We start from the raw sequence: 22,062 nt of genomic DNA, 5'->3' as shown, positions 1-22,062 counted from the left end.
TACCTTATTGCCAGCTATGAAGAGTTACAGACATGTGCAGATCCAGCTGTCGTTTAACAGCAAAGAGCCTATATACCAACAGATCAAAGCGTATATCATCAATGAAATAATGCGGGGAAGACTGCTCCCCGGCGCTTTACTACCAGGCTCGCGCGTGCTGGCTCAGCAATTAAAAGTGAACAGGAATACGATTATTCTTGCATACGACCAGCTTACCGCTGCAGGGTGGCTTACTTCCCATTATAAGAGCGGTACACGGGTAAGCGACAGTATGCCCGCGGGCCAAAAGGGACCACCAGGACAGGAAGCTCCTCCGAAGCCCTCTTTGCATATCCCTTTCCGTCATGTGAACATCTCCCTTTCTCCATCCAATCCCAGCGGTAATTACGATATCATATTTGACGACGGTCGTCCTGACCTGAACCTGATCCCTGTTGCCGAGATCAGCAGGGAATGCCGGCGATTATTCCAACAGGAAAACCAGCGACAGATATTCAGTAATAATACCGAGCGAGGGAATGAACTGCTGTTACAGGAAGTGAATACCATGTTGAATAATGACCGGGGACTGGCAGTCACTACGGAGAATATCTGCATCACCCATGGCATGCAGATGGCCCTGTACCTGACGGCGCAGACCCTGTTATTGCCGGGAGATCATGTAGCCGTTGAGCATCCCGGTTATCAGCCTGCATGGCACGCCTTTAAGGTAGCCGGGGCACAACTGCATTACATTCCTTCCGGTCCGGATGGAATCAATATTGAGGAGCTGGAAGCCTGTTGTCGCACCACACCGTTAAAGGCGCTGTATATTACGCCACATCACCAGTACCCTACCACTACAACTCTCTCACCGGAAAAGCGCAGGGAATTACTGGCATTAAGTAAACAATACAACTTCGTGATTATAGAAGATGATTATGACCACGAGTATCACTTTCACACACACCATATTCCGCTGGCGGGTATGGAGCATGCGGATAATGTTATTTATATAGGATCGGTCATGCATACACTACCTATCAGCTTTGTATGCGGACCAGCGGCTTTTATCAGCTCCCTGTCTGCATACCGTAGTATTGTGGAGCATGAAGGCGATCCTGTATTACAACAGGCTATTGCCAATCTCATGGCGGCGGGTGATATCCGCAGGCATATCCATAATACCAGGTATGTATATATGAAAAGACTGGAACTGGCCAACAGTATTATACATTCCATCTTTGCAGGGCAGGCACATTACATGCGTCCGCAGGGAGGACTGGCCATCTGGCTTCAGTTACATAAAGCGGTAGAAGCGGAACAGTTGCTCCGAAAGGTACAGTCGGCCGGAATGAACATGGTCAATCCTCTGAGTTATTATACTCCACAGCACAGCAGCATCAAGGGTCTGAGACTGGGTTATGCATCGCTGCAGGAACCCCTGATCATTAAAGGACTAGGAAAGCTGGCAAAGGTAATTCAGCAGCTATAAACATCCTCTATCGGATATTAATATGATATTGCTGTTCTTTATGGCCAGGATAAGGTGGAATGATGCAGACAATCTATCTGCAATTCTGCCGATGCCAGTTTCCTTTGCATCAGGCGGCATCCGTGTTGTCTTTTCCTGTTTCCTTCATAGTGAGCGCAGTTGAAGCACATACGCTGCATCCCACCTTTTTCATTACTCAGTCCGGCGATAATCGTATAAACAGACTGGTAAAGATGCATTTTCTCCCGTGAAGGTTTCTTCCCTACTATCGCATACAGATCTTCTGTATACTTTTCAGCCTGCTCCAGTACTTCCAGGCCTGCATCTGTAAGCAGGAAGGAATAACTGCGTTTGTCTTTCAGGTCTTTCTCAATACGCAGCAGTCCTTTGCTGACCAGCGCAGCAGCCGCATCGCTGATGGTGGGACGGCTCAATTGCAGTTCCATAGCGATGTACGCTACTTTGTTGACTGCAGCAGTATGATGCCCGGTGAAAAGCAATATCTGTAATTGTAAGGGTGTGATTCCCAGGATCCTTGCCTGTTCCCACTGGATAGCTTTTAACATGTCGCTGAGCCTTTGTAAGGATAGTAACAACCGCGCATCAAGCGAGGTCAATTGCTGCTCAGGACTGAACCCTGATGTTTTTTCCATTGTCAATGTTCAAAAGGAGCGCAAAAATAACTCAGAACCACTACTTGTATAAGTACCAGATATTATAATTTTTTCGATATTCTGGCCCGGTTCCGGTGGTCCGTTTTTTTGCTTTATCTTTAGCGCATCAGCAACACCCCATTACATCACGATGATTTCACGCACTGTCACGAGCACGAGTATATATCAGGTATTTATACGTTTTATTTTCAGCATTTTTACCCGGCCCATTTCCGGTGTTATCTGGTAGCTTACATATTCAATCATCATAAAACCGCTATTTATGGAGCATCGTAATTTTCTACGTTTCTTTTCTGCTGCCGTCCTCATAGCAGCACTTACAAAATGTACCCCTCATCATGATGATCAGCAAAGGGACATTCCGCTGGATAAAGTTAAAGCCCTTGAACATGTGATTCCGATCGATGAAGCCCGCCGTCTGCGTCAGGGTTTCCTCACCGGAAGAAAAGAACTCCAGAGTAAGTTACCCGGCAACTATCTTGATAGCGCATTCAATATTCCTGAGGGGGAAACTTTTAACCGGCATGCCATTGCTGCCATACTCAATGCCAAAGGCGCTCAAGGCCTCCGTATCTACATGGGTAAGGATGAAAAAGGCCAGGTAAGAATGATATTGCTGCCGGTGGATTCTTCCGGTACCGACATTCTCACCACACTGGTATCGCGCGATAAAGCGGCTATTATACCAGGTATACAGCCGGCCAGAGCTGCCAATCTTGAACAGGCCATGGAAAGTGGTCAGCGTTGTCCGCCACTCTGCAAAGCCAAATTATAATTACCGTTATCATCCTGTTCCTGATGAATAATTTAGGCGCTTTTCTGGTAAGCCAGCTGGTGGTTATTCCTTTAGCGATAGGGCTGATACGCTTTAACAAAACGGTTCCAAGCTTTCAGCCCTTTCTCCTGCTCCTCTCGCTGGCTTTCCTTTCAGAAACGATCAGTTTCATTTGTATCAGCGTACTGGAAACCAGCAATGCCGTTCCGTCGAACCTTTACGGACTGGCGGAGTCTATTGTGATCGTCTACCAGTTCTTTGTATGGGGTACACTAAAACGAAAGCGGCCGCTCTTTATCGGATTGCTGTTTGGATTTGCCGCTGTCTGGATCATTGAAAATATCATCTTCAATAAAATAGAAACTTTCAGTCCCTATTTCCGCGTCACCTATGCCTTTGTAACCGTGCTGCTCAGCATTAATGAGATCAACTACCTCATCGTAAAAGATAACAAGTCACTTTTCCGGAATGCCCGTTTCCTTGTCTGCCTGGGATTTATCATTCTCTTTATATACCAGATCATTTATGAGGCGTCCCTGTTTATCGGGTCGGATACGGTACTGTCCTTACGGATCATTTTTATGTTTAATTATATCAACGCTTTTGTAAATTTGATCTATGCTATAGCAGTTTTATGCATACCTGTTAAATCATCCTACTACTTTAACAAACATTTTGATGCATAGCATTGCCGGCACCTGATGCCTCAAAATGATTATACCCCATGGACGATAAAATATTCTATATCACGATATTCATTTCGGTGCTGATTGCGGTCATTATCCTCTTCTTCGTGGTATCCATCGTATTATATCACCGCCGTTACATACAGTTGCAGCGGGAGCGTATTACAGCCGAGATTACCATCCTGGAGAATGAGCGGAAAAGGATCGCAGCAGATCTGCATGACAGTATGGGACCTTTGTTATCCACCATCAAACTGAACATTCACAGTATCATTGTAACTGATGAACGGGATCAGCAGGTTATTGCAAAATCGTCTGGTTACATTGATGAAGTGATCCGCGGTCTCCGGCAGATCTCGCACAATCTCCTGCCTGCCACACTGGAGCGCAAAGGACTGACGGAAGCACTACACGAATTTATCAGACAATTATCCGATAAGCAGCCTTTGGAAATAAAGTTCCATACTTCAGGGAAGATCAATATTCCGCCGGAAAAAGAGATCCATATTTTCCGCATCATTCAGGAGATTGCCCACAACACGCTGAAGCATGCAAAAGCCACACAGCTGCAGATTGCATTGACCAGGGAGCATGGCTTTTACCTGGTATTGATCAAAGAAAACGGGATCGGATTTGATGTTAAAAAAGCCAGGACTGAATCGTCCGGACTGGGAATGAAAAGCCTGGCCATCCGTACCGATATTCTGGGTGGCTCCTTATCCATTGATTCCATACCCGGCCAGGGTACCAACTATTTCGTAAAAATTCCCGAGGGATAATGTAACTTTATACACTGAAATTTCAGAGAGACAACTCCGTACCCCAATTCTTACATTCAATGAATCACGACATTAGATTAGTGATAGCTGACGATCATGAAATTTTCCGTGACGGACTCGCACTAATGCTTTCGAGGCAACCTGATATTACCCTTGTAGGACAAGCCAACAACGGGAGGGAATTACTGGAACTACTTGAAACTGTCGAAGCAGATGTAGTCATGACAGATCTGAAGATGCCTTTAATGGATGGTATTACGGCCACCCGTACCCTCTTGCAGCGGTTGCCTCATATCAGGATTATCGCCCTGTCCATGTTTGATGAAGAAGAACTGATCGTCGAAATGCTGGAAGCCGGCGCCAAAGGTTACCTGTTAAAGAATGCCGACAAACAGGAGATCATTGAGGCCATCAACAGCGTATACGAAGACAATATCTTCTACTGCAGGCAAACCTCTGCCAAGCTGGCTTCTATGATCGTCAGAAGCCGTTTTAACCCCTCACGCGATAATACCCCTGTTACATTCACCGACCGTGAGAAAGAGATCATCCGTCTCATCTGCCAGCAGTTTACCGCCCAGGAAATAGGTGAAAAGATTTTCCTCAGCAAGCGCACCGTAGAAGGACACCGGACCCGCATACTGGAAAAAATGAATGTGAAAAATACAGCCGGCGTAGTGGTATTTGCACTGAAAAATAACCTGATCAGTGAGGCTGAACTGCTGTGAAGCTTTCATTACTGGCATTCTCTGCGTATATTTGCGGCAACCAACAGATAAGAGTGCCTTATGACACGTATAGCCCTGATCCGTCACGGAAGTACTGCATGGAACAAAGAAGGGAAAATGCAGGGCAGCACAGATATTCCTCTGGACCCGGAAGGACTTGAACAGGCCCGCAAACTGGCTATCCGCCTTTCTGACGAACATTGGGACCTGATCTTCACCAGTCAGTTATCACGCGCAAGACAAACCGGCGAGATCATCGCTGCCGGACTGGGTATTATGGATGTACGCCAGGATAAACGCCTCATGGAAGTATCCGGCGGACAAACCGAAGGTACTACCGAGGCTGACAGGATTGCCCGCTGGGGTGCAGGCTGGCGACAGCTGGAACTGGGTATGGAAACCGAGCAATCCGTACTGGGCCGTGGCATGGATTTCCTGGATCAGCTGCTGAAGGAACATGCCGGAAAACATATTCTCATCGTGAGCCATGGCAGTTTTATCCGTCATCTGCTGCGTAAACTGGCGCCTACACTTACACAGGATAGCAATCTTAAAAATACCTCTGTTACCCGATTTACGGTGAATGATGACCAGTGGGAATGTGAGCTGTATAATTGTACAGCGCATTTGATCGAGGTGTAAAGCCGATCTTCTCAGGATATAATCAGGTATTAGCAATGGTTCTCCTATGGGTATCTTACGTCTTTGAACGTAAGATACCCATAGGAGAACCATTGTTTATACGGCGTCAATACCTGTTCAAATCCTGGTTTCGGCGAATTGTTCCGGGACATTTATATCGTTTTCCCGGGGCGCACCATTCCGTTTTCCCGGGGTTGCACCCCGCGCTACAAACAATAAGACCCCTACCGGGGTCTATCGCCGCGAATGATTATGTTTTATCCGGCCATTCCATATTGTTTTGTGGATTGTATCCATTCCGTCGACCCGGGGCGCACCCATTCCGTTTTCCCAGGGCGCACCCGTCCGTTTTCCCGGGGTTGCACCCCGCGCTACAAACAATAAGACCCCTACCGGGGTCTATCGCCGCGAATGATTATGTTTTATCCGGCCATTCCATATTGTTTTGTGGATTGTATCCATTCCGTCGACCCGGGGGCACCCATTCCGTTTTCCCCGGGGTTGTACCAACGCCCCCTCTCAATTGTTAATTTTTTTAACAAACTCCCCCTACTTTCACTGTAGCAACACTTTTTTTTTGTAGCTTGTACCTAAATTAGGGACAACTTTTTCAGCATTACCCCAGTAGATATAGATAATCTGTCAGTTATAAGATTCATACCCCTTCATTCTCTGTACGACATATGAGCGAGGAACTGTTCATGCATTTAATCCCCTCTGCGCCGGCCATTTTAGGACCGGTACATAGTTATTCCCTGCGGTTCACCTATAGCGTTACCACTTATCTTGTGTCTTCCGGTATTTTACCCCTCACCTGCATATGGAGTGTAGCTGTCTGGATACTGGTGATGATGCGCCGGCTGGATACCTATAAGAGAAAACAGAAGGAACTGTTGCTGAAGCTTCAGCAGCAACAGGCTATGATGGCCAATCATGAGCTGGATATACAGGAGGCAGAGCGTAAACGTATTGCGGCCGATATCCATGATGAAATAGGCGGCAACCTGGCCGCTATCCGGATAAACCTGCAAAATCTGCGCTTCCGGACAAAACAGGACGAACTGAAAGCCACCAGCCTGTTACAGCTGGTAGATCAGACCAGCCAGAATGTGCGGCGTGCGGCACATAACCTGGTTCCACCCCTTTTTGGTAATATTCCACTTACTGATATACTGCAATCTTACTTTTCGCTGCTTAACTCACCTAATATCCTGTTCCATTTCTGCAGCAATAAATACCAATCCTGTTTCGATCCCCGGCAGGAGCTGATACTATACCGCATTATCATGGAACTGACCAGTAACATCATCAGGCATGCAAAAGCTTCTGCCGCTACTGTCCAACTGCTGTATTACCCGGATTACCTGGAAATAATCGTGGAAGACGACGGTGTGGGACTCCCTGCCACCAACGGCAGGGTGCAGGGCATAGGGCTATCGGGCGTACGTAGCCGGGTAAGATCTTTGGGAGGCAAATTACACGTTGATTCAGGCATTTCCGGCACCACCTTTATCATTAACATCCCCGTAATTCCACAACATGCAGCTACCTGTTAATCTCATCCTCGCTGATGACCACACACTTTTTGCCGACGGTATCCACTCCATCCTCCAACAGGTTCCCAATGTGACCGTCCTGGCTATTGCCGCCAACGGCCAGGAACTGATGAACCTCCTGTCCCGTCACAGACCCGATATCGTTATCCTGGACATTAATATGCCCATATTGAACGGGCTGGAAGCTACAAAGCTCATCCGCCAGGATTTCCCTCATATCCGGACTATTATCCTGTCCAGCTATAATGATCCCCACCTGGTTTCCCTGGCCCTCAGCTACGGGGCAGATGGTTACCTGCTGAAAACCTGCAACAAGGAAGAACTGCTGCAAGCCATCCGGCAGGTAAGTAAGGGAAAGCAATGCTTCCCTCCTATAGCCCGTATGTACCAGCAGGACGCGGAAAATCCCCCTTTCAGGGAGTTTAACCTGACCCGCCGGGAAACGGAGATCCTCCAGCTGATCAATCAGCAGCTTACCAATCAGCAGATAGCGGCGCATCTTTACCTGAGCATTTACACTGTAGAAACCCACCGGAAGAACATTATGCAGAAACTCCAGCTTAAAAGTCCCGCTGCCCTCACCCGTTTTCTACTGGAAAAAGGGCTGTAATCAATAGCTATATTACCTATCATGCCATTCTGTCATTTTCAGATTTTATTGTGTACTTTTGCTTTCCTAAAATTAGTTGCAAAGGATGCTGGAACAGGTTACAAAAGTGCATGACGAAAGTCGCCAGGGTGAAGCTTACGCACCTCTGGAAGGAGAAACACAGACTTATACCAAGAAATTCTATATAGAGAGCTATGGTTGCCAGATGAACTTTAACGACAGTGAGATCGTGGCTTCCATTCTCAAAGAAGATGGTTTTGGCCCTACCCGTAATGTGGAAGAGGCCAGCCTGATACTGCTCAATACCTGCTCGATCAGGGAAAAAGCGGAAACAACCGTACGCAGACGTTTATTAGAGTTCAGACATATAAAGCAAAAGAACCCGGAACTACTGGTGGGTGTGCTCGGATGTATGGCTGAGCGCCTGAAAGCCAAACTGCTGGAAGAGGAAAAGCTGGTGGATATGGTGGTAGGCCCTGATGCTTACAGAACCCTGCCTGCCCTCATCGAAGAGGCTGAAACCGGTCAGAAGGCAGTGAACGTATTGCTCAGCCGTGAAGAAACCTATGGCGACATCAACCCGGTCAGGCTGGATAGCAACGGTGTAACCGCCTTTGTTTCCATCATGCGGGGTTGTAACAACATGTGCTCTTTCTGCGTGGTACCTTTTACCCGCGGGCGTGAGCGCAGCAGAGACGTAGCGTCTATCCTGCAGGAAGCTACAGACCTGTTCAACAGGGGCTACCGTGAAGTAACCCTCCTGGGACAGAACGTGGATTCCTACTATTGGGTTGACCCGCAGGATGCATCTGTTGTAACTACCTTTGCCAATCTGCTTGAGAAAGTAGCTCTCATCAGCCCATTGCTCAGGGTTCGTTTCAGCACCTCCCATCCGAAAGACATTACCGATGATGTGCTGTTTACCATGGCGAAGTACGAGAACATCTGCAAATACATTCACCTGCCTATGCAAAGCGGCAGCACCCGTATACTGCAGCTGATGAACCGTACCTATACCAGGGAATGGTACATTAAAAAAGTTGACCGCATCCGTGAAATATTACCTGACTGTGCCCTGTCCACGGATGTCATTACCGGCTTCTGTACAGAAACAGAAGAAGATCACCAGGATACTATGAGCCTGATGGACTATGCCAGATACGACCTGGCCTACATGTTCTTCTACTCCGAACGCCCCGGTACGCTGGCTGCACGCCGCTACCAGGATGATGTACCGGAAGAAGTTAAAAAAAGGAGGCTGTCGGAAGTGGTGGAGCTGCACCGCGGACAATCACTCAGAAGTATGCAGCAGGATGTAGGTAAGACGTTTAAAGTACTGATCGAAGGCACCTCCAAACGCTCTGAAGATCACCTCTTCGGTAGAACAGATCATAACAAGGTGGTCATCTTCCCTAAAGAAGATTTCCGCAAGGGTGAATACGTTTGGGTGCAGGTGAACGATTGTACTGCAGGTACTTTATTGGGAGTTTCGACGGGGAGAGCATAAAAGACAAATTATTGGATCACAGCACCTTTTACAGGCTTCTACAGCCGGTAAAAGGGTAAATTGAGGATATGGATAACGTACAGTCCATTAAAAACAGGTTTGGCATTATCGGAAATTCGCCTGCACTGAATTATGCCTTGCAGGTGGCAGCACAGGTGGCCAACACGGATCTGACCGTGTTGATAGTTGGAGAAAGTGGCGTTGGTAAAGAAGCGTTTTCCAGTATTATCCATTCACTTAGTGCCCGTAAACACAACCCTTTCATTGCCGTAAACTGCGGCGCTATCCCTGAAGGGACCATCGATTCAGAACTTTTCGGCCATGAAAAAGGCTCATTTACCGGCGCGGTAGATAGCCGTAAAGGATATTTTGAAACTGTAAATGGCGGTACTATTTTCCTGGATGAGATCGGGGAAATGCCGCTGGGTACACAGGCCCGCCTGCTGCGTGTACTGGAAACCGGCGAATTTATCAGGGTCGGATCTTCCAAAGTGCAGAAAACAGATGTGCGGGTGATCACAGCCACCAACAGGGACCTGCTCGATCATACCCAGCAGGGGAAATTCAGGGAAGACCTTTATTACCGTTTGAATACCGTTCCTATCAGGGTACCTTCCCTACGGGACAGAAAAGAGGATATTCCATTATTGTTCCGTAAATTCTGCGTGGATTTCTCGGAACGTTACAAAACACCGAGCATCCAGCTGGATGACGAGGCCCGTAACATCCTGGTCAATTATCCGTGGAGGGGTAACGTGCGTGAGCTGAAGAATATGGCAGAGCAAATCTCCGTACTGGCACAGGATAAACTGGTTACAGCGCATGAACTGAGACGTTTCCTGCCGGAAGTGAATGAACCTTCCAGGCTGCCGATGATCGCAGCGCCACAGGCGAAGCCTAACGGAGACTTTTCCAACGAAAGGGATATACTGTATAAACTGTTCTTCGATATGAAGAAGGATGTGACAGAACTGAAAAAGATGTTCTTCGACATCCTGCAGAACCCTAATATTGCCCATGCCAGCAATTTCCAGGATAGTCACCTGATGCACAGCTTCCATCCCCAGCCAGAGGTGAGTGTGGCTACAAGCCCTGTTCCTGCCACCATTTCTTCGCCCCAGCCGATCATCTTACAAGATAGCAACAAGATCGATCACCACGAAGAAGTAGAGGAAACCTTGTCTATAGCCGACAAAGAAAAAGAACTGATCGTCAAGGCCCTGAAGAAACATAAGGGCAAAAGGAAGGATGCAGCGCTTGACCTGGGCATTTCCGAAAGGACCTTATATAGAAAACTCAAAGAATACAACATTAACGAATAGCAGGCCACCTGCCGGGATGACTCCATAACTGGCAGGCAGCCTTAACACTTTTAAGATGATCAGATTACTCCAGGGGATAATGACCGTCAGCTTACTGCTGGTATTGGGCGGCTGTTCCGTTCACTATTCTGCTACAGGCGCCAGTATTGAGCCGGGCGCAAAAACCGTGAACGTGCGTTTTATTGAGAACAGGGCGCCTATCAACAACCCGACACTGAGCCAGAACCTGACCGAAAGACTGCGTACCAAAGTACAGTCGCAGACCAAACTGGTACAGATCAATGAAGAAGGGGCCGATTATGAATTCAAAGGCAACGTAACGGGTTATTCCTTCAGCAATGCTGCGGTAACCAATGTGGACCAGGCTGCCACTTCCAGGTTGACTGTTACTATTAATATTACGTTCGTGAAAAGAATAGGCGATAAAAAGGGATATACGCAGTCGTTCACCCGCTCTGCCGACTTCCCCGCTTCCCAGTTGCCAAGTACAGTGGAAAATGGCCTGTTAGAGAACACGATTCTGCCACAAATAGTGGATGATATTTTCAATAAAGCGTTCGCTAACTGGTAAGTATTACAAAAGCTTTCGTATTTAATTTTTTTTCATACTTTAGCAGCATGACCGCAAACAGGATCATTCAACATATCTTCCAACAACCTGATATTAAACAGGTTGATGAAGCAGCACTGGAACGGCTGGTAACGTCATATCCCTACTTTACGGCGGCCCGCCTGCTGCTGGCGCGCAAGCAATATACCGTGCAGAAGAATCTGCTGGCGCCGGCGGTAAAGAAGGCACAGCAGTACAGTACCAATATGCATTACTTTTACCGCTTTGTGACCACCGAGGAGAAAAGCGTTGCTCCTGAGGCACCGGTAGAGGAAGCACCAACACCTGTACCCGCGCCCGTACATGAAGCGCCTGTCAATGTGTTCCCAGATGAACCGGAAACAGCGGCTCCTGCACCACAGCCTGTACCTGAATCCAAGATCCATGTAACCGTGCCCAAAGCACCGTCAGCGGAGCAAACTGCTAGACAGGAAAGTTTTACTGCTCCGGCTTACAATACAGAAGAAGAAGAATTAACAGTTACTGCGAATGATGTGATAGCCACACCTGTCACAAGCACACCTTCCCAGCCAGCAACGGCAACAGCCGCACCTACCTGGGAAGCGCCAGCGGCAGCACCTGTACAGGAAGCTTTAACAGCCACTCCTGCCAGGGAAACATCTCCGGCAGCACCTGTTCAGGAGCCATTAACAGCTACTTCTGCAAGGGAAACACCTCCGGCAGCACCTGCCCAGGAGCCATTAACAGCCACTCCTGCCAGGGGAACATCTCCGGCAGCACCTGCCCAGGAGCCGGCAGCAACAGCTGCAAAGCTTCCGCTCACCGCCGCGATAGATACAGAGCCTATTAAGATATTTCCGCTGGATACTTCTGATACCGCTGAGACGTCTCTGACCTATCAACCGTTGTATACAGATGATTATTTCGCTTACAAGCGTTTGAAAGAACCTGAGCAGGCAGATGAACTCAATGAAAAAGGAGCAGCTGAAATGAAGAGCTTTACTTCCTGGCTCAGGGAGATGAAGCACACCTTCGCCGAAAAGGCCAGTAAGCAATGGTATCAGCAGCAGATGCACCGTAGTTACGAAGACGCTGATCCTGAAGTATCAGAAGCAGTGGAAAAGATGGCAATGGAATCCATCACACTGAATGACGACATCGTTTCGGAAACGCTGGCTGAGATCTGGGCACGTCAGCATCAGTACCAGACAGCGATCCACATATATCAAAAATTAAGTTTGCTTAATCCCAACAAAAGCGCTTATTTTGCGCAAAAGATCAAAGAACTTAAGTTACTAACAGAAAAAAGTTAATTTATTATACTATGTTGTTGATTTTCGGCATATTAATCATCCTGGCCTGTGTGTTATTGGGCTTTTTTGTACTGGTTCAAAACCCGAAAGGTGGTGGTTTATCCGGTAGTTTTGGTGGTTTTGGCAACCAGGTGATGGGTGTACGTCAGACCACAGATGTGCTGGAAAAAGGCACCTGGGTACTGTCTGCTATCATTGCCGTACTGTGCCTCACATCTTCTATGTTTGTTGGCAAGAGTTCAGCTCCTGAAACAAGAAAAGCCATCATGGAACAGAATGTGACCGTCCCTACAGCTCCGGCTCAGGTACCAGCTACACCGGTAAATCCGACTTCAGCTCCTGCCCAGCAGGCACCGGCTACACCGGCAAATTCGGCGCCAGCTCCGGCTCAGGCTCCAAAAAGACACTAATATCCCGGCTATTAAAGCTATTTCAGAACCTCGCCGTCACAAGCGAGGTTTTTTATTGAATACCATCCTATGGCAAAGAGAAGTAAAGCAAAAAAAAGTCAAACGAAGAATCTGTGGATTAAACGTATGCTGGTAGTTGCCTGTGCTATCCTCGCAGGACTGCTCGTATACATAGGGTATCGTGTATTTGGCCCCAATACTAAAGCGTTTGGGGATAGTAAATTTTTCTATGTACATACCGGCAGCACGTATAAAGATGTGCTGGATGGCCTGGAAGAACAGGAAATCATCCGCAGCCGCAACAGTTTCGATTGGGTGGCCCGTGAACTGGGATATCCCAAACGTGTAAGAGCCGGTAAGTATAAGATCAGCCGTGGTATGAGCAACTTCGACATTGTGAAGCTGCTGCGTGCCGGTCGACAGACGCCGGTAACCGTAACCATTACCAAACTGCGCACCAAACAAGACCTTGTCAGGAAGATCTGCTCTAACCTGGAAGCCGATTCTGCTACCTTCCGTGCTTTGCTCAGCGACCAGGTATACCTCCGTCAGTTCGGACTGGACACCAATACCGTGATGTGCGCCTTCATTCCAAACAGCTACCAGTTCTACTGGAACACCACCGCAGAAGCCGCGTTCAAGAAGATCGAAAAGGAAACTGCCGCTTTCTGGACAGAAGAACGGAAGGCTGCTGCCCGCCGTCTCGATCTGAGCACCGTACAGGTAATGATCATCGCCTCTATCGTAGAAGAGGAAACCAATAAAAATGATGAGAAACCACTGATTGCCAGTGTATATATCAACCGCTTCCGCAAAGGCATGCGCCTGCAGGCAGATCCTACGGTGAAATTTGCCCTTCAGGATTTCTCCATCCGCAGGATCAGGGAAGGACATATTGCGTATCAGTCGCCTTATAACACCTATCAGAATGCCGGCCTACCGCCGGGCCCTATCTGTACCCCTTCTGTTAAGACCATCCAGGCCGTGCTGAATACACCGGAAACTGATTATATCTATTTTTGCGCTAAAGCTGATTTCTCCGGATATCATGCTTTTGCCGCCACCTACGCTGAGCACATGAAAAATGCACAGGCATTCCATGCTGCTTTAAATGCGCGGGGCATTTAACATAAACAGTAATGCCATTCAGACCAGAAAAGATCATTCTTACATCCAGGCCTTTCCGTAAACTGGTAAACATCAGCAAAACACTGGTGTTGCCCGGTTTTGAGGGGGTGCCCCTGTACGATGTGGTCAAATTCTTTCTGAAGGAAATGACTAACCGGAGTCTCGGGGAACGGGCAGCAGCAATCTCATTCAACTTCCTGCTGGCCATTCCCCCTTTCTTCATCTTCCTGTTCACCCTCGTACCCTACATCCCCATGAAAAATGTGGAGGCGACCCTGTACGAACTGGCAGAAGATGTGACCCCCAACTATAATACTTATATCATCATACGGGACATGATCCATGACTTCCTGTATACCCACCGTAACGGATTGCTGTCCATCGCCTTCCTGACGGGATTTTTTGCTTCCTCCAATGCGGTAATGGGACTGGCCCGTTCTTTCAATAAGAAGTCGCCCGGCTTCCGTCGCAGAAAATGGTGGCAGAAAAGGCTCATGGCCCTGAAGCTGACACTCATACTGATCTTTTTACTACTGCTGACCATTATCCTGATCATTGCGCAGGGTACTGTACTGAGCTTCATTTTCAAATACCTGGGCATTACCGATGCCCGGATATTATCCCTGGCCGATATCACCCGTTGGGTACTGATCGCTTTACTGTTCTTCTCCATGCTTTCTGTGATCTACCGCTTTGTGCCGGCTACGACCAAACGATGGAAGTTCATTACCGCAGGATCCACCTTTGCCACTATTATGATGATCCTGGTGACCATCCTCTTTTCGTTTTTTGTGAACAACTTCGCCAACTACAACAAGATATACGGCTCCGTGGGCACTATCCTCATTCTCATGTTGTCTGTCTACCTCTATTCCTTCATCCTGCTGATCGGTTTTGAGCTGAATGCCAGCATCCGGATCCTGAAGGAAACCGCCGAAACCCGGAAGGAAAATCTCCCGGAAGAGGTACGTGGTCTCTCCTGATAAATTAGATAAAAATCACACATATTCGTATCTTTACGGAGGAACCCTCAGGTCGGTTCCAGTCATTGTAGATCCCTAAAAAACAAGTAAGCAAGGGGTTAGCGTTAACCTGAAACCTATATTTATGAGAAACGTATACTGTCTATTGATCCTGTGCTCCTGGCTGGTGGCTATGCAGCCTCCCGGTACCCTTCCGTTGGAAATAGGAGCACCTTTACCTAAAGCAGATGTTGTACTCCAGGATTTTTCCGGTAAAGAGATCACGCTCAATAAAGCAAGATTAAGTAACGGATTACTGGTGATGTTCTCAGGTAATACCTGTCCCTATATTGAGCGGAACCAGGGCCGTACGCAGGAGATCTGCAAATATGCACTCAGCAATAATATCGGGGTGGTACTGATCAATTCAAATACCGCGGGTGCAGATGAAAAAACAATGCTGGCAGCTATGAAGACCTATGCCGCCGGACAGCAATTCAACTGGTATTACGTAGTAGATAAAAAAACCGAATTAGCAGACGCTTTTGAGGCTAATCATATGCCGGAGTGTTACCTGTTCAACCAGCAGGCAAAACTCGTTTATAAGGGCGCTATTGACGATAGTCCGGGTAACGCCGAAGCTGTTAAGATGCGGCACCTGAGTAATGCCATCAATGATATGCTGGCAGGTAAGACCGTGCGGTTGAACTCCACACAGGCGCTGGGTTGCAATATAAAAAGGTTTTAAATATTATCATACCTACGGTTTTAAAGCTATTGCATCATAGTCAGATAAGATCTAAGGACTGCCACACATACAAGCTTAAAGCTATTGCGTCATAGTCAGACAAGATTTTAAGAACTACCACACCATAAACAACGCATTCCCAAACATCAGTTTTCCGTTTTCCCAGAAACTGCGGAACAACGGGTCGTCTGCCATCAGTACGATCTTACCTTCACCTATTTCTTTTACACCAAAGAGTAAGCCATCTCTGAGCTTCCTGCGTGTTTCCATACCTACAAAGCCGCTCAGGTAGTTGTCTTTCTTCAGGATGCCTACATTCCAGCCGCCGTCTTCCAGGTAGTCGTAGATCCGGCTGTCCTGTTTGAGGGTATAATACACTGCAGGAAATCCGAAGGCCAGCGGATGGGTAGTATCCAGCTGCACTTTGTAAATAGCGCCGGGAATGAGTTGCTTAACACCTTCCCGTTCACGGTTGGCGTAAGATTTCAGCAGGGAGTAATCATCTTTCTTTTCCTCCTTCTCCTCTTCCTCTTTTTTCTGGTGAATGCCCCAGTCCAGGTTAGCCACCTGTGCCAGCGCACCCTGTAGCGCAATCAGTTTACCGCCGCCGGCAATCCAGTCCCTCAGTTTATTGGTATTTTCTTTCTCTGCCAGGAATTTATAATTGCCATCCGGGAGTATCAATACATCGAGGGTTTTCCAGTTTACCCGCGACAGTTGTTTTTCATCTACGATGGTAAGCGGATAACCGATCTGCTGTTCGAAGAAATGCCATACCTCTCCCGCTGCAAGGGAAGAAACGTCTTCGCCCATTACAACAGCCACCCTGATAGGTTTGATAAACCGTACTTTCTCGGAACCGAAGTCGACGCCCTTCTCTACAAAGCCCGTATTCACTGCGTCCAGTCCTGTTTTATAGGTATTGGCCAGTGCAACGACCTGTTCGTCAAACTGTGCGCCTGCAGCCTCATTGCCCGACCTGGTAATGATCAGGGTACCTGCAGGAAAGGCTTTGCCACCGGCAATGAAATCGCCTTCCGCATATCTTACACGGATGCGTTTCTGTAGTAATGCTGAGAGGAACCGCACATCTTTGATACTGTTCCAGCGGGCCAGGTAAGCATAAGGCCTTGTTGCCGCGAGATAGGCGTTCACGTTGTTCTGCAGACTATCCTTTGCCGGCGTCAGCGGCTGACGCACGCCATAGGTTTGCAGGCCATAGGCATAAGGCAGGGACCAGGCAGTGATATCATAAGTGACGGAATCGGCTAAACGGGAATCAGGTTCGAACAATACTTTCAGCAGGTTAGACCTGGCCTGTGCAGCACTGATCACCATGTCTTCCTTTTCTATGTTGAAATTCTCCGTTTTACCGTTGAAATAGTTAAATCCTATGGCTTTATTCGCAGCTGAGCCATACCCAAAACGGATGCCATTCCTGTTGAGTAAAGTACCCAGGGAAGCCAGTTTCTCCTGATTCCCGGAAGCTTTTACCACATAAGACATGTAAGGGCCTTCGGGCGCACGGATGGCTTCCAGGAAATAGTGGGCGAATTCCTTCAGCAGCAAGGGGGCCTGTTGTGAGGATATTTCTATGGTGGAAAGTCCTGTAGTACGGTGATGGGCAATGCGTTCTGTCAGGGTCAGGGTATCGCCGTCCTGTTTCAATCCCGCCAGTCCTGCCCGTCCGCCGCCACCCTGTTCATACGTCATGCCGATGGCGCCATTGTAGGTAGGATAAGTATCCCCATAGCTGGGGTAAAACATATCAAAGAATTCCTTGGTAAAGTACAGCCAGCCTTCTTTATCAAAGTACCGTGCATTGTTCTTACCGATCAGCATCTGCATACTGCGCTGCCAGGGTTTGATAATATCATGGAACGGTTCTGCTGCGGGGGCAAAGTAGTAAGGGGCGTCAATGGACTGCTCATGAAAATCCACATGTACCTGTGGCATCCAGCGGTTATACTGGGTCACCCGCTGCTGCGATTCTATCTGTGTTTGCCAGGCCCAGTCGCGGTTCAGGTCAAAGTAATAGTGGTTTGCCCTTCCACCCGGCCATGGTTCATTGTGTTCTCTTGCAAACAATAAGGGATCTGCATAACGGGTATGCACCTGGTTGTAGAAGTTCACATAGCGTTCCCGTCCGTCGGGATTGAGGCAGGGATCAATGATCACGACCGTATTCTTCAGCCATTCCTGCTGTGCTTTATTCTCTTTATTGGCCAGCATGTACAGGGTAACCATGGCCGCTTCCGTGGAAACTGCTTCATTGCCGTGTACGTTATAGCTCAGCCAGACAATCACAGGATCGCCGGTGGCAGGCTTGCCGTTACCACTGGCCAGTTCCAGGTTGTGTTGTCTTATCTGTTCAATTCTACTGATATTTTCAGGGGAAGATATTACCGCCAGCATCAGGGGCCGGCCTTCGTAAGTAGTGCCATATTGGGTCAGCTGCATATTGGGCGTAAGGGCCGCAACGGCTCTGAAGTATTCAAGCACGCGGTAATGAGGCGTGAACTGGGTTCCGGGCGCATAACCGAGAAACTGATCTGGCGTAGGCAGGATCTGTGAAAACCCTGTCTGCATCATGAGCAGTATTAGGGACGATAACAGGAATTTGCGCATATGGATCCTTCAATTTATTTACCTAAGATAAACAATTGAAAGGTTTTTTCTTACTCTACACTTTCACCTATCAATCCGAAGTACTGCACGCATTCCAGACGCCCGTCCTGCCGGTAATAGCGGAACTCCCCCACCCTGTTATCTTCATGCCAGTTGCCTGTTTCCGATAGTTTGCCGTTATCAAAGAAAACAGTTCTGACGCCTTCCATTCTCCCCGCTCTCCGGAAATACACTTCTTTCAGTTTACCATTCTCATAATAGATTTCCACCTTCTCTTTGTAAGGATCGTCTGTGAAACTGTATACTTTCCACTGGATATGACCGTTCTCTTCCCGCATCACCTGGCGTAAGCGTTCACTACTGTGTGGTTCCTCTGCGGCAATACAACCTGATCCACTGATAACAAACAGTGACAGAAGAAATCCCTGGAGCAATGCGCTGTATGTGTTTATAGAAGTTCGTTCACCGGACATGCTGATGCAGATAAATATCTTAAAGGCACACTCAATATAGTAAAATATAATAATATAAATAACAGGAAAGTTACTATATCAATGGAATGAACACACGTAATTGCTCATTCCATTGATATCTATTTAGTTACAGTAAATAATTACAGGTTCAGTTCCAGCCTTGCAAACAGGAAACGGCCGTTATAACCGAACTGTGTCACCCTTCTGCTGTACCTGAACTGGTTGTTGGTGGTATTGGCAGGATTGGCTACGAGGTCCGGATATACGTCAAATACGTTGTTGGAACCAATGGTCAGTTTCAGGGCAGGTATCAGTTTATAACCCACAGCTACATCGGTCACTACCTTAGCGGAATAAGTCTGGAAGAAAGCAGGATCGTTGGTGGCTTCTTCCACTGAACCGAAGTGAACGCTACGCAGGAAGGCGTTGAACTTACCGATGTTGTAAGACAGTGTCAGGTTCACTTTCTCACGTGGTACCGTCCTTTCCAGGTAGATCCTGCTGGCCCGGCTGAAATAGATATTCTCCTTGCCTTTCAGCTTTTCAGACGCCTTGATGGCCCCTACTCTTTGCGTATAGCTGTAAGTACCTGAAAGGTCGGCACGGAGTGTACCTCTACCCAGCTTTGTGCTGTAGGTCAGTACCAGGTCTACTCCCTTGGTTTCGGAATTGATTGCATTGGCAAAGAAAGCAGCCCTGTTGGCATTGGCGAGCGACAGCAGCTGGTATATTTCCTTGTCAACGGCAGACGCTGTATCTGCATTATTACCGGAGAACTGGTCCGTATATACGATGCGGTCGTCAATATGTGTAAAGTACCCATCCAGCGTCAGGTTAAACTTGCCGAAGGTACTGGTAAAACCGGCGCTGATGCTTTTGGATTTCTCCGGTTTCAACTGCGGGATACCCAGCAGCTGCGCAGGCCGGCTGTCATTGGTGAAGGTACCCACTTCATAAGGCACACCATCCACAAACAAAGTGGAGGTAGAAGAGTAAAAGCGCTGGTGCAGGGATGGCGCTCTGAAGCCGGTGCTGGCCGATCCCCTGATGGCAGTGTGCTCACTCAGTTTATAACGGGCAGTCAGTTTTCCATTTAGCGTACTACCGAAATCGTTATAGTTTTCAAAACGTACAGCGCCTCCCAGCAGGAATGCTGATGAGAAGTTGGCTTCTACATCCACATAAGCGGATATAGCGCTGCGGGTGGCCCTGATCGCATTCTCCGGACGGAAGCCAGGGAATACCTGCGCGCCACCGGGTCTGGCGGAACCATCAGGTCCGAATATAGTATTAACAGATCCTTGCGGGTCTGGTATCAGAATGTCTTTACCATTGGCGTCTACGCCGATCTTTCTTGCACGGCCATAGTCAGTATAAGAATTTTCAGCCCCTGCCACCAGCTGATATTGCTCGAAGCGATGCTCTGCGCCAAAGGCTACATCCAGTCCTTCCAGCACATCAATGCGGCGGGAGAAATCTAGGTTGGTCGTATTCTGGGTGAAGATGGGTCCTCCACAGGTAAAGCTTGTAGGAGACGCTTTACCAAGGGATGCGTTCAGTGAATTCTCCACTTTGAAACCAAACTCATTGCGGCCATAGGTATTACTGAAGTCAACTTTCCAGTCGCCCAGGTTACCACGTATCCCTCCTGCAAAAGATCGGTCATAAATATCGCTGTGTATTTCCGGCAGGAAGCCCAGGGGATAGATCTCCATTACATTCCTGCTGTCGTGCGGCAAGCGGTATACACCGGCGGCATTGCCGTTACGGTAACCGATACCCCCGAAGAAGTAAACTTCCGCATTGTTTTCCAGTGGGATGCTGGCATTGACAAACAACTGTGCGCTGCGCAGTTTCGATTGACCGGCACGCATGCGGATATCATTACGGGTGATGTTATTGGCCACCAGGAAGGAATCCGTTTTATCAACACCGCCGGGATAAGTACGATAGATAGCGCCCACCCATGGTCCGGAACGGTTGGTATAATTACGGTAATCATAAGAGCCCCCGAAGTTAATATATCCTCCTTTATTGCCAACAGGAATACCATAGTTAACGCCTGTCTGCACGGTCTGACCATCCATGTTATCGTCTGCCTGTGAAGTTACGTTGGCGCCGGTGGTTACATTTACGTTCAGGCGGTTCACGCTGCTTTTCAGCACGATGTTGATCACGCCGGCAATAGCATCAGAGCCATACTGAGCGGCAGCACCATCACGCAGTATCTCGATACGGTCAATGGCAGATGTGGGAATCGCATTCATATCGGTACCTACCGCACCACGGCCGAAGCTACCGTTCACATTCACCAGGGCGGTATTGTACCTGCGTTTACCATTCACCAATACCAGCACCTGGTCAGGCCCCAGCCCGCGCAGGGAAGCCGGATCGATATGATCGGTACCGTCTGCAACAGTTTGTGTACCAGCGCTGAAAGACGGTGCTACATAGTTCAGGATCTGGTTGATAGAGACCTGCGGAGCGTCAGCAACAATACGCCTGATATCAATCACATCTACGGGAACAGGCGTTTCCGTCTGTGTACGTGGCCGGTTACGGGAGCCTAATACCACCAGTTCATTGATGTTGGTACCTCCCTCTTTCATGACCACATCCAGCGTGGTGGTTTGTCCGGCGATAACGGTCACCTGTCTACGCTCCGACGGGTAGCCCAGATAACTGATCAATACCGTGTGATTACCGGGAACTACTTCCATGGAAAAGCGGCCCTGCGCATCCGTATATGTGCCTCTATTCGTGTTCTCGATACGCAAAGTAACACCGGGCAGCGGTGCTTTGCCGTCAGTAACAGTCCCCTTAATGGCGCCTGTCTGGCCATACGAGGCTGATACACATAAAGTAAGGAGGATAAGAAGCACAAGGCCCCTCAGATGGACTAGCGGGTGTAACATAAGATTCGATTTAGATTTGGGTTTTTAGATTTTGAGTTGTTCTTTTGGTTATGTTATTTGCTACAAGAACGAATTGATCTGTCTATTATCTAAAATACTAATTTGACAGCGCATTTAGAACAACTTATCAAGATTCAACTTAGGATTAAACTCATACACGC

The 22,062-nt window shown here is 48.1% G+C and carries 20 protein-coding genes; 16 read left to right on the top strand and 4 right to left on the bottom strand.

The genetic code is table 11. The features are described 5' to 3' along the window. Positions 1-16: 16 nt before the first annotated feature. Positions 17-1,474, top strand: a complete 1,458-nt coding sequence (locus BLR32_RS17270) for an aminotransferase-like domain-containing protein (RefSeq protein WP_089833966.1) — start codon at positions 17-19, stop codon at positions 1,472-1,474. A 38-nt stretch (positions 1,475-1,512) separates the two neighbouring features. On the opposite strand, the gene BLR32_RS17265 is transcribed toward BLR32_RS17270, so the two are convergent. Then, a complete protein-coding gene (locus BLR32_RS17265; protein ID WP_089833964.1) occupies positions 1,513-2,127 on the bottom strand; it encodes a MarR family transcriptional regulator in 615 nt (204 codons plus the stop codon). Positions 2,128-2,410: 283 nt separating this feature from the next. On the opposite strand from BLR32_RS17265, the gene BLR32_RS17260 reads away from it, so the two are divergent. From BLR32_RS17260 to BLR32_RS17190, 15 genes are all read left to right on the top strand, one after another. Further along, positions 2,411-2,923 (top strand): hypothetical protein, encoded by a 513-nt coding sequence (locus BLR32_RS17260; protein ID WP_089833963.1) that lies wholly within the window; start codon positions 2,411-2,413, stop codon positions 2,921-2,923. A gap of 23 nt (positions 2,924-2,946) precedes the next feature. Continuing rightward, on the top strand, positions 2,947-3,609 hold the full coding sequence (locus BLR32_RS17255) for a hypothetical protein (protein WP_089833960.1): 663 nt from the start codon (positions 2,947-2,949) through the stop codon (positions 3,607-3,609). A 38-nt stretch (positions 3,610-3,647) separates the two neighbouring features. Further along, the gene (locus tag BLR32_RS17250; protein WP_089833958.1) at positions 3,648-4,388 is read left to right on the top strand and encodes a sensor histidine kinase; all 741 of its coding nucleotides are present in this window, start codon (positions 3,648-3,650) and stop codon (positions 4,386-4,388) included. 59 nt (positions 4,389-4,447) lie between these two features. Continuing rightward, complete coding sequence (locus BLR32_RS17245) at positions 4,448-5,116, top strand: response regulator transcription factor (protein WP_089833955.1); 669 nt, start codon at positions 4,448-4,450, stop codon at positions 5,114-5,116. A gap of 60 nt (positions 5,117-5,176) precedes the next feature. After that, complete coding sequence (locus tag BLR32_RS17240) at positions 5,177-5,758, top strand: histidine phosphatase family protein (RefSeq protein ID WP_089833953.1); 582 nt, start codon at positions 5,177-5,179, stop codon at positions 5,756-5,758. Between the two features lie 683 nt (positions 5,759-6,441). After that, on the top strand, positions 6,442-7,314 hold the full coding sequence (locus tag BLR32_RS17235) for a sensor histidine kinase (protein WP_089833951.1): 873 nt from the start codon (positions 6,442-6,444) through the stop codon (positions 7,312-7,314). Further along, positions 7,298-7,924: a response regulator transcription factor gene (locus BLR32_RS17230; protein ID WP_089833949.1), complete on the top strand. Its 627-nt coding sequence runs from the start codon at positions 7,298-7,300 to the stop codon at positions 7,922-7,924. Before BLR32_RS17235 ends, BLR32_RS17230 begins: the two co-directional genes overlap by 17 nt. Positions 7,925-8,009: 85 nt before the next feature. Then, positions 8,010-9,431 carry a tRNA (N6-isopentenyl adenosine(37)-C2)-methylthiotransferase MiaB gene (gene miaB / locus BLR32_RS17225; RefSeq protein WP_089833947.1) on the top strand — a complete coding sequence of 474 codons (1,422 nt, stop codon included), beginning with the start codon at positions 8,010-8,012 and terminating at the stop codon, positions 9,429-9,431. 68 nt (positions 9,432-9,499) lie between these two features. Next, on the top strand, positions 9,500-10,753 hold the full coding sequence (locus tag BLR32_RS17220; protein WP_089833946.1) for a sigma-54 interaction domain-containing protein: 1,254 nt from the start codon (positions 9,500-9,502) through the stop codon (positions 10,751-10,753). A 55-nt stretch (positions 10,754-10,808) separates the two neighbouring features. Continuing rightward, positions 10,809-11,324, top strand: coding sequence for an LPS assembly lipoprotein LptE (lptE, locus tag BLR32_RS17215; RefSeq protein ID WP_089833944.1), 516 nt, complete (start codon positions 10,809-10,811; stop codon positions 11,322-11,324). A gap of 47 nt (positions 11,325-11,371) precedes the next feature. Further along, complete coding sequence (locus tag BLR32_RS17210; RefSeq protein WP_089833941.1) at positions 11,372-12,637, top strand: hypothetical protein; 1,266 nt, start codon at positions 11,372-11,374, stop codon at positions 12,635-12,637. Positions 12,638-12,648: 11 nt separating this feature from the next. Then, a complete protein-coding gene (gene secG, locus BLR32_RS17205) occupies positions 12,649-13,047 on the top strand; it encodes a preprotein translocase subunit SecG (RefSeq protein ID WP_089833939.1) in 399 nt (132 codons plus the stop codon). Positions 13,048-13,116: 69 nt separating this feature from the next. After that, on the top strand, positions 13,117-14,175 hold the full coding sequence (gene mltG, locus BLR32_RS17200; RefSeq protein WP_089833937.1) for an endolytic transglycosylase MltG: 1,059 nt from the start codon (positions 13,117-13,119) through the stop codon (positions 14,173-14,175). 11 nt (positions 14,176-14,186) lie between these two features. Beyond that, entirely contained in the window at positions 14,187-15,158 is a 972-nt protein-coding gene (locus BLR32_RS17195; protein WP_089833935.1) for a YihY/virulence factor BrkB family protein, read from the top strand. A gap of 124 nt (positions 15,159-15,282) precedes the next feature. Then, positions 15,283-15,885 (top strand): redoxin domain-containing protein, encoded by a 603-nt coding sequence (locus BLR32_RS17190; protein WP_245705449.1) that lies wholly within the window; start codon positions 15,283-15,285, stop codon positions 15,883-15,885. A gap of 114 nt (positions 15,886-15,999) precedes the next feature. On the opposite strand, the gene BLR32_RS17185 is transcribed toward BLR32_RS17190, so the two are convergent. From BLR32_RS17185 to BLR32_RS17175, 3 genes are all read right to left on the bottom strand, one after another. Further along, on the bottom strand, positions 16,000-18,513 hold the full coding sequence (locus BLR32_RS17185) for a M14 metallopeptidase family protein (RefSeq protein WP_089833933.1): 2,514 nt from the start codon (positions 18,511-18,513) through the stop codon (positions 16,000-16,002). Between the two features lie 50 nt (positions 18,514-18,563). Beyond that, positions 18,564-18,986 carry a toxin-antitoxin system YwqK family antitoxin gene (locus BLR32_RS17180; protein ID WP_089833931.1) on the bottom strand — a complete coding sequence of 141 codons (423 nt, stop codon included), beginning with the start codon at positions 18,984-18,986 and terminating at the stop codon, positions 18,564-18,566. Positions 18,987-19,126: 140 nt separating this feature from the next. Next, positions 19,127-21,901, bottom strand: coding sequence for a TonB-dependent receptor (locus BLR32_RS17175; protein WP_089833929.1), 2,775 nt, complete (start codon positions 21,899-21,901; stop codon positions 19,127-19,129). Positions 21,902-22,062 lie beyond the last annotated feature (161 nt).

It is taken from the genome of Chitinophaga filiformis, from assembly GCF_900102545.1.
GTDB lineage: Bacteria > Bacteroidota > Bacteroidia > Chitinophagales > Chitinophagaceae > Chitinophaga > Chitinophaga filiformis.
This window is presented reverse-complemented; position numbering and strand designations above follow the sequence as displayed.